The organism is uncultured Flavobacterium sp. (assembly GCF_963925185.1).
Taxonomy (GTDB): Bacteria; Bacteroidota; Bacteroidia; order Flavobacteriales; family Flavobacteriaceae; genus Flavobacterium.
Map to the genome: position 1 here is coordinate 1 of NZ_CAWURC010000035.1, position 12,387 is coordinate 12,387.

The following is a 12,387-nucleotide window of genomic DNA, read 5'->3' on the forward strand; positions in this document are numbered from 1 at the left end:
TTTTACTGCACAAAAAACACTCGAATAGACGTTTTTAATAATTACACCCAACGGGTTAGATTCAAATAGTAAATATTAACAAATGTCAATCTAAAAAGATTGGCATTTTTTTTTAACACCTTGGAAACTTTAATTTTTATTAGCCTAGGGTTTTTGTTTTATTTTAGATTCAACAGTGTTTGAACACAGGGACCAGTTCTTAGCTTTACGTATTAAAAACCTATTGTAAAGATGAATGTTTTACAGCGCTCTTGTTTTAATGTTTTAGTGTTATATGTTAAAAATTAAATAGTGGGATCGACAATTGTTGACGCAATAACAGGATTGTCAATAGGAAAATTTCTTGTCTCATTTGGTAACCAAAAAAAGAGATTCATTTCAATCTTCCCAATAAAATCAAAATTATCTCAATTCCAAATTAGTTTTTTCTCAATTTATAATCGTATTTTTGCCTCGTTTTTGCAAACTTATTTGCTTAAATATTTACCAAACAACAACAACTACAACAACAAAAGAATGAATCAAACGAAATATATTTTTGTCACCGGCGGTGTAACTTCTTCTTTAGGGAAGGGGATTATCGCGGCTTCATTGGCAAAATTATTACAGGCAAGAGGATATCGAACGACCATCCAGAAATTTGATCCATACATTAACGTTGATCCTGGAACATTAAATCCCTACGAACATGGAGAATGTTACGTGACTGATGACGGCGCTGAAACCGATTTAGATTTAGGTCATTACGAACGTTTCTTGAATGTTCCAACTTCTCAAGCGAATAATGTAACCACAGGAAGAATTTATCTTTCGGTTATTGAAAAAGAGCGAAGAGGTGAATTCCTTGGAAAAACAGTTCAAGTTGTTCCTCATATTACCAATGAAATTAAGGAAAGAATGCAATTGCTTGGTAAATCGGGCGATTATGATATTGTAATTACTGAAATTGGTGGAACTGTTGGTGATATTGAATCTTTACCTTATATAGAATCGGTTCGTCAACTAGTTTGGGAATTAGGAGAACATAATGGTTTGGTAATTCACCTGACTCTGGTTCCTTATTTGGCTGCAGCCGGAGAATTGAAAACAAAACCAACGCAGCATTCCGTTAAAACTTTGATGGAAAGCGGGATAAAAGCAGATATATTAGTTTGTAGAACAGAGCACGAAATTTCGGAAGAATTGCGTAATAAATTAGCTTTGTTTTGCAATGTAAAAAGAGAAGCCGTAATCCAATCTATCGATGCTTCGACTATTTATGAAGTACCTGTTTTGATGCTCGAAGAAGGATTAGACGTTGTCGCTTTAAAGAAATTAGCTTTACCAAAAAGAGCTGCTCCAGATTTAAGAAACTGGAACACTTTTTTGTATAGAATAAAACATCCAAAACATACCGTGAATATTGGTTTGATTGGAAAATATGTAGAATTGCAAGATTCATACAAATCCATTTTGGAATCTTTTATCCACGCTGGTGCTGCCAATGAAACCAAAGTAAATGTAGTTTCTATTCATTCTGAATTTCTTGATGCTTCAGATGTAGCCGATAAATTAGCTGGATTAGACGGAATTCTTGTTGCTCCAGGTTTTGGAGAAAGAGGGGTAGAAGGAAAAATTGAGGCGGTTCGTTATGCACGGGAAAATAAAATACCATTTTTTGGAATTTGTTTGGGAATGCAAATGGCAATTATCGAATATTCAAGAAATGTTTTGAGTTATGCCGATGCTAATTCGACCGAAATGAATCCCAATACAAAACACCCTGTTATTGACTTAATGGAAGAGCAAAAAACCATCACCGATAAAGGCGGAACAATGCGTCTTGGCGCATGGAAATGCGATATAAAACCAGATACTTTGGCCTTTAAAATTTATGGCGAAACAACTATTTCGGAACGCCATCGCCATCGTTATGAATACAATAGTGGTTACGTAGCTGTTTTGGAAAAAGCTGGATTGAAAGCTTCTGGAACAAATCCTGAAACCGGTTTGGTCGAGATTGTAGAATTAGAAGATCATCCTTTTTTTATAGGAGTACAATACCATCCGGAATACAAAAGCACCGTGGCGAACCCGCATCCGCTTTTTGTTAATTTCATCGCAGCAACCGTAAAGGCAAAGAAAAAATAATAAAGTTTTTAAACATAAACGTTTTTAATTAAAATAATGGAAGAAAAAAAATTAGACCTCAATTCGATTATAGGCTTCGTATTGATTTTCGGAATCTTGATTTGGATAATGTACCAAAACCAGCCTTCTGAAGCAGCTATTGTAGCAGAAAAAGCCAAGAAAGAGCAAGTTGCCAAAGAAGATAAAGCAAGCAAAGTTGTTGTGAACCAAGACGCAGAAGTACCAACAATTGGTGCCGTTGGAGATACAATACAGTTGGCTAAATTGCAAAAATCATTAGGAAATTTTGCTTATTCGGCTTCATTACCATCAGCAAAAGATACAGTTACTATTATCGAAAATGATTTGGTAATACTTAAAATTGCCAATAAAGGAGGTTACATAGTAGAAGCTACCTTGAAAAATTTCGAGAGATTCAAGAAAGGTTCCGGACAATTGGTTGAATTGATAAAAGACAATAATGCCAATTTGAATGTTCAATTACTGACAACTGACAACAGAACTTTAAATACAAAGGATTTGTTTTTTGAGCCAATTTTGACGAAATATGGTGCAGATCAAATTCTTTCAATGCGATTGAAATCTGGGGCAAATGAATATTTGGAGTACAAATATATTTTGAAACCAAACGATTATATGATTGGTTTTGAAATTCATTCTCAAGGATTAAAGAGTGTTTTAGATGCATCGAAACCATTAAATATCGAATGGGATTTAAAATCCTTTAGAAATGAAAAAAGTGTTTCTACTGAAAATCGCTACTCCGAAATTTGCTACGAGTATGAAGATGCGAAAAGCAACTATATAGGGCAAGGAACAGATAAAATGGAAATGGTTAGTGACGTATCTTATGTTGCTTTTAAACAACATTTTTTCTGCTCTGTTTTATTGACTGATGTCCCTTTTAAAAGTGCTGAATTGCATTCTAATAATTTGGTTCACGATGATAAAATAGATACCATTTACACGAAACAGTTTAAAGCAATTATTCCAATAGCTTTCAAAAATGGGGAAATTGACCAAAAAATGAATTGGTATTTCGGTCCTTCAGATTACGCCATACTAAAGACTTATGATAAAAATTTGGAAGATATTGTGCCATTGGGTTGGGGTATTTTCGGTTGGATAAATCGCCACGCATTTATACCAATGTATGGTTTCTTAAGTATGTTTATTGCTCCGGGATGGGCCATTATTTTGTTTACAATATTGGTCAAACTATTTATGTCGCCGGTTACCTATAAATCATTTTTGTCACAGGCAAAAATGAAAGTATTGAAGCCGGAAATTACGGAATTGGGAGAAAAATTCAAAAAAGACCCAATGAAAAAACAGCAAGAAACAATGAAGCTGTACAACAAAGCGGGAGTAAACCCAATGGCGGGTTGTGTCCCCGGTTTATTGCAAATGCCCGTCTTTTATGCTTTATTTCAATTCTTCCCATCGGCGATAAGTTTGAGACAAAAAGGATTTCTTTGGGCCGATGATTTATCTTCCTTTGATTCCGTTTATAAGCTGCCATTTCATGTGCCTGCTTATGGAGATCACATCAGTTTGTTTCCTATTTTAGCATCGATTGCGATTTTCTTTTATATGAAAATGACCACCGGTGACCAGCAAATGGCAGCTCCACAACAAGAAGGCATGCCAGATATGGCAAAAATAATGAAATATATGATCTATATTTCGCCAGTTATGATGTTGCTGTTCTTTAATAATTATGCTTCTGGATTGAGTTTGTATTATTTTGTTTCCAATACGATTACCATTGGAATCATGCTTGTCATAAAAAATTATATTATCGATAGTGATAAAATTCATGCCCAAATCCAAGTGAATAAACTGAAAGAGCCTAAAAAACAAGGAAAATTTCAACGTAAACTTCAGGAAGTTATGGAACAGGCTGAAGCTCAAAAAGCAAAAGACAAAAAGAAATAGTTTTATACACAAATCCCGAAATATTTCGGGATTTTTTATTGGAATAATTTTTGCTAATCAAATACGTTTATAATAAAAAAGATAATTATGAGGGTGTTGTATAAAAAAGGAATATTCGTTTTGATTTTTTTGAATATGTTTAGTGTTCAGGCTCAAAATAATTTCAATAAATTAGACGATAAAGGAAATAAACACGGACTTTGGAAAGGGAATTATAAAGAAACCAAAAATCCCAAATATGAAGGAACTTTTGAACACGGAAAAGAAGTAGGCATTTTTGCTTTCTTTGACAACACTCGAACAGCAAGAGTCATTGCTACTAGGGAATTTAGTCCAAAGGACAATTCGGCTTATACAATTATGTACGACCAACTCAAGAATAAAGTGAGCGAAGGCAAAGTAGTCAATAAATTATATGAAGGCCAATGGAAATATTACCACAAATCTTCATCAGTTATTATGACCTTAGAAAATTACAGCAATGGAAAACTAGAAGGCCTGTGTTCAGTTTTTTATCCAAGTGGTAAAATCGCCGAAGAAATGACTTATAAAAACAACCTAAAAAACGGCCCTTATAAACGATACACCGAAGGTGGAATCATAATCGAAGAATCGAATTACAATAATAATGAATTTGATGGATTAGCCACCTTTAGAGATCCAGATGACGGAAATATTGTTTCCAAAGGAAAGTTTACTAATGGGAAAAAAACTGAAATTTGGCAGTTTTTTAATAAAGGAAAATTAATCAACGAGATGAATATGAGTTTTCCGCAAAGCAAGTCAAAAACCAAAACCAATTAAGTTTTTGTATACTCCAATCCTGTCGTAAATCTTTGTAACTTTGCACCTTGTTAAATTGAAATTTTTTTAAAATGAAGCGTGTAGTTGTTGGGCTTTCCGGTGGTGTAGATTCAAGTGTTGCTGCTTATTTATTACAGCAGCAAGGCTATGAAGTTATAGGACTATTTATGAAAAATTGGCACGATGATTCCGTTACAATTTCTAATGATTGTCCTTGGCTCGAAGACAGCAACGATGCTTTGTTGGTTGCCGAAAAATTGGGAATTCCTTTTCAAACTGTAGATTTAAGTGAAGAATACAAAGAGAAAATCGTTGATTATATGTTCAACGAATATGAAAAAGGGAGAACTCCAAATCCCGACGTGCTTTGTAACCGCGAAATAAAATTCGATGTTTTTATGAAAATTGCTTTAAGTCTTGGTGCTGATTATGTGGCAACAGGTCATTATTGCCGAAAGGGTGAAATCGAAGTCAACGGCGAAAAAGTATACCAACTTTTGGCGGGAGCCGATACGAATAAAGACCAATCTTATTTTCTGTGTCAATTATCGCAAGAACAATTGACAAAATCTTTATTTCCTATAGGTGAATTAACAAAACCCGAAGTGCGAGAAATTGCCACTCAACTGGATTTAGTGACCGCCGAAAAAAGAGATTCACAAGGATTGTGTTTCATTGGAAAAGTGAGATTACCCGAATTTTTACAACAAAAATTACAAGCCAAAGAAGGGCAAATTATTCAAATAGACAAAGGCAATCCTGAATATCTTTATGAAAGAGCAGCAGGACTTTCAGTTGAGCAAGAATTATTGTTTGATTCAAGAAAAATTGATTACAAACCAGAAATGGGGAAAGTTGTCGGCAAACATCAAGGCGCACATTATTTTACCATTGGACAACGAAAAGGGCTGAATGTTGGAGGAACAACGGATCCTCTATTTATTATCTCTACTAATGTTGTGACGAATACTATTTATACCGGATTGGGAAGTCAACATCCTGGATTATACAAAAAGGCGTTGTTTATCGAAAAATTCGAAGTGCATTGGATTCGTACTGATTTGGCTTTAGCCAATGGCGAAACAATGGAAGTTATGGCACGAATTCGGTACCGTCAACCTTTGCAAAAGGCAACTTTGCACCAATTCGAAAGCGGAATGTTTGTCGCTTTTGAAGAGCCGCAATCAGCCATAACCGAAGGGCAATTCGTAGCTTGGTATTTAGAGGATGAATTAGTTGGTTCCGGAGTTATTTCTTAGATTCGTATTTTATTTTCAAAAAATATATGAAAAAAATATTCATTTTTCTGTTTTTAGTTTCTAGTTTCATCTGCTTTTCTCAAGAAGATGCTTGGGTTTACTTTAAAGACAAGCCCAATTCGGTAACCGACCTCGCTAATCCGTTGACAATACTTTCGCAAAGATCTTTGGACAGACGAACTGCTCAAGGAATTGCTCTAGATATCAAAGATGTTCCGATTTATCAACCTTATATTGATGAAATTGTTGCATCAACTGGAATTACGGTAAAAGCAAAATCTAAATGGCTCAATTGTCTTCATGTTCGTGGTTTGCAAACCGATATTAATGCGCTAAAATTATTACCTTCCGTGCTTCGTGTTGATTTTGCAGATAAATCACTCAATTCAACAAAGAGAATTACTGTCAAACCCAAACTCAAGCCAGTTAAGAAAGTATTAGAAACAACCATAAATTTCAATTATGGGACATCTGCTAATCAAATTCAGATGTTGAATGGGCATTTGTTACACCAACTTAATTATACAGGTTTTGGTAAAATAATTGCAATCTTAGATGCTGGTTTTCCGGGAGTAAATACAGCGCAACCTTTTCAAAGATTAAGAGACAACAATCAAATCCTGGGTGGATATGATTATGTAAATAAAAGCTCCAATTTTTACACTGCTAATTCTCACGGTACTCTTGTCCTTTCTACAATGGGTGGTTTTAAAGATGGACAATTAGTAGGAACAGCACCAGATGCTCAATATTATCTATTCATTACCGAAGATGTAGCTGATGAAAACCCAGTAGAAGAATCGAATTGGGTTGAAGCTGCAGAAGAAGCTGATAGGTTAGGAGTAGATTTAATAACCACTTCTCTGGGTTATTTTGGGTATGACAATCCAGCTTACAGCCACACCTATTCTGATATGACAGGGAATTCAAATTTCGCTTCACAGGGTGCAAATATTGCTTATAGTAAAGGAATTATTGTCGTTGCAAGTGCCGGAAATGAGGGGGGTGATATTAATATTGAAAAACACATCGGAGTTCCTGCTGAAGCACTAGGTGTAATTGCGGTTGGGGCTGTGAAAGCTGACAAAGTCTATGCCTCGTTTAGCTCTATTGGGCCCAGTTTTGATGGTCGAGTAAAACCAGATGTTATGACGCAAGGACAATCTTCGGTTTTGTCAGATACAGCCGGGAATATTACTACAGCAAACGGGACCTCATTTTCTTGTCCGATTATGGCAGGAATGGTGGCTTGTTTATGGCAAGCTTTACCAGGTAAAACATCTCAGGAAATCAAACAATTAATCACACAATCAGCCGATAGATTTTCGTTGCCAACAAACCAATATGGTTATGGAATTCCCGATTTTAGTTTGGCTTTGGCCAATGGATTGTCGGTGGATAGTTTTTCGAAAAATGATTTCTTGGTTTTTCCAAATCCAACTAGTGATTTCATTTCTATTGTTTTGCCCAACAAATCGGACGCTAAAATTTTCGTTATTTATAACGTTTTAGGACAAAAAGTTATGGAGAAAAAAATTACGCTTCAATCATCATCTATTTCATTGAAGTCCTTGAATAGTGGATTGTATTTCTATAAGTTAGAATCGAGTGGTTTTTCTAAAAGTGGTAAAATAATCAAACAATAATCTTTAAGCTTTAGATGAATAAAATCACCCAACTTTTCAATATAAAACATCCAATTATTCAAGGAGGAATGATCTGGAATTCCGGTTATAAATTAGCAAGTGCTGTTAGCAATGCTGGTGGTTTGGGATTGATTGGCGCGGGTTCAATGTATCCTGAAGTTTTGCGGGAACACATTCAAAAATGCAAAAATGCAACTGATAAACCGTTTGGTGTAAATGTCCCAATGCTGTATCCTAACATCGAAGAAATAATGAAAATCATTGTCGAAGAAGGGGTTAAAATCGTTTTCACATCCGCAGGAAATCCAAAAACCTGGACTTCTTTTTTGAAGGAAAAAGGAATAATAGTCGTTCACGTAGTAAGCTCTTCTATTTTTGCTTTGAAAGCGCAAGATGCAGGAGTTGATGCCGTTGTTGCGGAAGGATTTGAAGCCGGTGGACATAACGGAAGAGAAGAAACTACAACTTTCACACTGATTCCAATGGTGAAGGAAAAAATACGAATTCCATTGATTGCTGCTGGTGGAATTGCCACAGGTCGTGGAATGCTTGCCGCGATGGTTCTTGGTGCAGATGGCGTTCAAATGGGAAGTCGTTTTGCAGCTTCGGTGGAATCATCGTCACACGAAAATTTCAAAAACAGGATTATCGAAACCAAGGAAGGAGACACACAAGTTACTTTGAAAGAATTGGCACCGGTTCGATTAATCAAGAATAAATTTTACCAAGACGTACAAGATTTGTATTCAAAATGTCCTACGAAAGAAGAATTGTCAACTTTATTAGGAAGAGCAAGAGCAAAACACGGAATGTTTGAAGGTGATCTGGTCGAAGGCGAATTGGAAATAGGTCAAATAGCTGGGATAATCCATGAAATAAAACCAGTAAATGAAATTATTTCCGAATTAATTACCGACTTTGAACACGCCAGAAAAGAAGTGGTAAAATATGATTTCTAGCTTCAAATTTTATTACTTTTGGTTTCTTATAAATTTTATAAAAAATGGCTAAAATAAAAACAATAATTCTTCTGGTATTTCTTTGCTTAGAGTTGCATCAATCATATAGTCAAACATACAAATTTAAAACTTCGGGTTTAAGTGTTTTGGAAAGAAATAATAAAGGAAATTGGGGAAAATGGTCTGATTTAAAGTTAGTGAATATTTTGGTTAAATTGGATACAGATAAAAACCGAATTATTGTTTATTCTGAAGCGATACAATTGTTTGAAATCATAGATTATGTTCCTTTTGACGAGAATGAAAATGATGCTGTTTACTCATTTACTTGTAAAGATAATAATGGTGAAGATTGTACGCTTTCTATTATTACAAGAAAAAAACAAGACAATAGAAAGCAGCTTTACATTAACTACGACAACAGAATTATACTCTATAATGTTTTCAATTTCAAATAATTATTATAAGCTTAGATTTGATTGTTTTTTATAAATCCTCAATCAGAAATCTTTCTAAAACCCGAAAGTGTATTTTACAAATTAAAATTATATTATGAAAAAGTTATTTTTGGTATTGTCATTTGCCGTGATTTCCAGTTTTCAAGCTCAACAACGTCCAAAATTAGTCGTTGGAATTGTAGTCGATCAAATGAAAATGGAATATTTATATCGTTTCTCGGACGATTTTTCTCCAAACGGTTTCAAACGTTTGATGAACAAAGGATTTGTTTTTCACAATGCAAATTTTAATTATATGCCTACTTATACTGGTCCGGGGCATGCCTCTATTTATACTGGAGCAACCCCATCTGTAAATGGAATCGTCGGGAATGAGTGGTTTAGCAGAAAACTGGGAAAAGGAATGTATTGCGCAGATGATGATTCCGTAAGAACTGTTGGGGACGGAACAGAAAAAGAAGGAGCAATGTCGCCTAAAAATCTTCAAACCACTACTATTACTGACGAATTGCGATTGGCCACTAATTTCCAAGGAAAAGTAATTGGAATGAGTTTAAAAGATCGTGGAGCAATTTTGCCAGCTGGACATTTTGCTAATTGGGCTTTTTGGTATAGTGGGACCGGTGCGTTTATTTCAAGTACATTTTACGGTGAAAAACTCCCGGATTGGGTAACGGAATTTAATAATCAAAAAAACTATTTATCCTATATCAATAAAGGCTGGAACTTATTAAAGCCAGCAGCAGATTATAACGAAAGTTGGCCGGACGATAATCCGTATGAAGGTAAATTATACAATTGTGAAAAACCAGTTTTTCCATACAATCTTAAAGAAATGTATGATAAAAACGATGCCGGAATTATGAGAGCGACTCCTTTCGGAAACAATTTATTGGCAGATTTTGCCAAGAAAGCTATTGAACAAGAAGAATTAGGGAAAGATAATATAACCGATTTTCTGACAGTTAGTTTTTCATCAACAGATTATGTTGGTCATATTCTCGGGCCAAGATCGATGGAATTGCAAGACACTTACTTGCGATTAGACTTGACTATTGCTGATCTTTTAGACTATTTAGACAACACGGTCGGTAAGGATAATTATTTACTTTTCTTGACTTCAGATCACGCTTGTGCAGAAAATGCCAATCATTTAAAAGATAATAAATATGCTGTTAAAAATCTTGACACTAAAGCGATAACGAAATCCTTAAAAAGCTTTTCTGCAGCTACCTTTGGAGAAGATTTAGTAACTAATTTTTCTAATTTTAATCTTTTTTTCAATAAGGATTTAATCCAATCAAAAGGTTTAGAACTAGTCAAAGTAAAACAAGCATTCAAGGATTATTTGATGACGCAGGAACAAGTAAAAAGGGTCTATACTGAGGAAGAAATTTTAGCTTCGACAGGGAATGATTATTACTTGAATTTTATTGCTAAAGGCTATGATCCAACCCAAAACGGGGATATAGTTGTGCTGGACAAACCGGGATACATTCAATACGGACCAACGGGAACTTCTCACGGAACGCCTTATGCTTATGACACGCACGCTCCTTTGCTTTTTTATGGTTGGAAAATAAAACCCGGAGAAAGTTTTGATAAAAAAGAAATTACTCAAATTGCACCAACATTAGCTCTAAAACTAAAAATTGAAATGCCAAACGGTACAGAAGGCAAGGTTTTGACGGAAATTTTGGAAGATAAATAGTTTTTAATAAAAATACATGATAAATTTCATCTTTATGAAATAAAATTTTATCTGCTGTTCTAAAGATTGTTAATCTCAAAAAATCTTAATAATTTAAAAAAAAATCCCATTTCATTTTTTATTGAGATGGGATTAGTTTCTATTAAACTGTAGCGACTTCAATCGGTAACTGAATTTGATTTCTTAGTAAATCGTCGAAGGTTTCGTGTGCTCGAATCAAATGACCTTGTCCATTCTGCCATAAAACTTCGGCGGGTTTGTATCTCGAATTATAGTTCGATGCCATTGAGAAGCAATATGCTCCGGCATTTCTAAATCTAAGAATATCGCCTTCATTTATTTCGGAGATTCTGCGATTATTGGCAAAGGTGTCCGTTTCGCATATGTATCCAACAACGGAGTAGAAACGCTCTTTTCCTTTTGGGTTTGAAATATTTTCAATATGATGTTGTGAACCATAAAACATTGGTCTTATCAAGTGATTGAAACCACTGTCAATTCCTGCAAAAACTGTAGATGTTGTTTGTTTTACCACATTTACTTTGGCCAAAAAATGACCTGCCTCACTTACCAAAAATTTCCCTGGTTCGAAGATTAGAGTCAAATTTTTCCCGTATTCGGCACAAAAAGCGTTGAATCTTTTTGATAATTTTTTTCCTAATTCTTCTATATCGGTTTCAATATCGTCTTTTTTGTAAGGCACTTTAAATCCGCTTCCGAAGTCTAAAAACTCAAGATCATTGAAGTTTTTTGCTGCGTCAAACAAAATTTCTGCGGCATATAAAAATACTTCAATGTCAAGAATGTCAGAACCCGTGTGCATATGGATTCCTACAATGTGCATTTTTGTATTTTCGACAATACGAACTAAATGGGGCAATTGATGAACTGAAATCCCAAATTTACTATCAATGTGTCCCACAGAAATATTTGCATTTCCTCCTGCCATTACGTGCGGATTGATACGAATACAAACGGGAATATGTGGGTGTTTTGTTCCAAATTGTTCTAATATCGATAAGTTATCAATATTAATTTGAACTCCCATTGCCGATACTTCCTCGATTTCTTCGAGAGAAACTCCATTTGGAGTGAAAAATATTTGTTCGGGAGAATATCCAGCATAAAGTCCTAATTGAACTTCTTGTATAGAAACTGCGTCTAAACAAGAACCCATTTCCTTCAATAATTGAAGGATGGCAACGTTCGACAAAGCTTTCATTGCATAATTAATACGCAAATTTTCTACTTTCGAAAAAGCATTTGTTAATCTTTTATATTGGGATTGGATTTTTGCTGCATCATAAACATATAATGGACTTCCGAATTGTTCTGCTAATTGTACTAAATCTTTTGATTGCATTGTTCTACATTTTTAGCAAATTTATTATTCTTTATTGATTCAAACAAGCGAATAAATTAAAAATAACAAATTATAACAAAATGTTCCAAAAATAACAATTACACTATATATTTTGGCTT

General features: G+C 34.6%; 9 protein-coding genes. 8 read left to right on the top strand and 1 reads right to left on the bottom strand.

Annotation, left to right across the window (positions count from 1 at the left end):
* Positions 1–516: 516 nt before the first annotated feature.
* From AABM59_RS08330 to pafA, 8 genes are all read left to right on the top strand, one after another.
* Positions 517–2,130: a CTP synthase gene (locus AABM59_RS08330; protein ID WP_338408505.1), complete on the top strand. Its 1,614-nt coding sequence runs from the start codon at positions 517–519 to the stop codon at positions 2,128–2,130.
* A 36-nt stretch (positions 2,131–2,166) separates the two neighbouring features.
* The gene (gene yidC, locus AABM59_RS08335) at positions 2,167–4,068 is read left to right on the top strand and encodes a membrane protein insertase YidC (RefSeq protein ID WP_338408506.1); all 1,902 of its coding nucleotides are present in this window, start codon (positions 2,167–2,169) and stop codon (positions 4,066–4,068) included.
* 87 nt (positions 4,069–4,155) lie between these two features.
* Positions 4,156–4,872: a hypothetical protein gene (locus AABM59_RS08340; protein WP_338408507.1), complete on the top strand. Its 717-nt coding sequence runs from the start codon at positions 4,156–4,158 to the stop codon at positions 4,870–4,872.
* A 71-nt stretch (positions 4,873–4,943) separates the two neighbouring features.
* Positions 4,944–6,131 (top strand): tRNA 2-thiouridine(34) synthase MnmA, encoded by a 1,188-nt coding sequence (gene mnmA, locus AABM59_RS08345; protein WP_338408508.1) that lies wholly within the window; start codon positions 4,944–4,946, stop codon positions 6,129–6,131.
* A gap of 26 nt (positions 6,132–6,157) precedes the next feature.
* Positions 6,158–7,777: a S8 family serine peptidase gene (locus tag AABM59_RS08350; protein ID WP_338408509.1), complete on the top strand. Its 1,620-nt coding sequence runs from the start codon at positions 6,158–6,160 to the stop codon at positions 7,775–7,777.
* Positions 7,778–7,791: 14 nt separating this feature from the next.
* Positions 7,792–8,736, top strand: a complete 945-nt coding sequence (locus AABM59_RS08355; RefSeq protein ID WP_338408510.1) for a nitronate monooxygenase — start codon at positions 7,792–7,794, stop codon at positions 8,734–8,736.
* A gap of 44 nt (positions 8,737–8,780) precedes the next feature.
* Complete coding sequence (locus AABM59_RS08360) at positions 8,781–9,194, top strand: hypothetical protein (protein ID WP_338408511.1); 414 nt, start codon at positions 8,781–8,783, stop codon at positions 9,192–9,194.
* Between the two features lie 94 nt (positions 9,195–9,288).
* On the top strand, positions 9,289–10,905 hold the full coding sequence (gene pafA, locus AABM59_RS08365) for an alkaline phosphatase PafA (protein WP_338408512.1): 1,617 nt from the start codon (positions 9,289–9,291) through the stop codon (positions 10,903–10,905).
* Positions 10,906–11,047: 142 nt separating this feature from the next.
* Here the strand turns inward: pafA and lysA are convergent, their stop codons facing one another.
* The gene (gene lysA, locus AABM59_RS08370; RefSeq protein WP_338408513.1) at positions 11,048–12,268 is read right to left on the bottom strand and encodes a diaminopimelate decarboxylase; all 1,221 of its coding nucleotides are present in this window, start codon (positions 12,266–12,268) and stop codon (positions 11,048–11,050) included.
* Between the last annotated feature and the right edge of the window lie 119 nt (positions 12,269–12,387).

Bases quoted from the DNA above. Each gene is read 5' to 3' on its own strand.
- AABM59_RS08330 (WP_338408505.1), top strand. From the start codon at position 517: ATGAATCAAACGAAATATATTTTTGTCACCGGCGGTGTAACTTCTTCT.
- yidC (WP_338408506.1), top strand. From the start codon at position 2,167: ATGGAAGAAAAAAAATTAGACCTCAATTCGATTATAGGCTTCGTATTG.
- AABM59_RS08340 (WP_338408507.1), top strand. From the start codon at position 4,156: ATGAGGGTGTTGTATAAAAAAGGAATATTCGTTTTGATTTTTTTGAAT.
- mnmA (WP_338408508.1), top strand. From the start codon at position 4,944: ATGAAGCGTGTAGTTGTTGGGCTTTCCGGTGGTGTAGATTCAAGTGTT.
- AABM59_RS08350 (WP_338408509.1), top strand. From the start codon at position 6,158: ATGAAAAAAATATTCATTTTTCTGTTTTTAGTTTCTAGTTTCATCTGC.
- AABM59_RS08355 (WP_338408510.1), top strand. From the start codon at position 7,792: ATGAATAAAATCACCCAACTTTTCAATATAAAACATCCAATTATTCAA.
- AABM59_RS08360 (WP_338408511.1), top strand. From the start codon at position 8,781: ATGGCTAAAATAAAAACAATAATTCTTCTGGTATTTCTTTGCTTAGAG.
- pafA (WP_338408512.1), top strand. From the start codon at position 9,289: ATGAAAAAGTTATTTTTGGTATTGTCATTTGCCGTGATTTCCAGTTTT.
- lysA (WP_338408513.1), bottom strand. From the start codon at position 12,268: ATGCAATCAAAAGATTTAGTACAATTAGCAGAACAATTCGGAAGTCCA.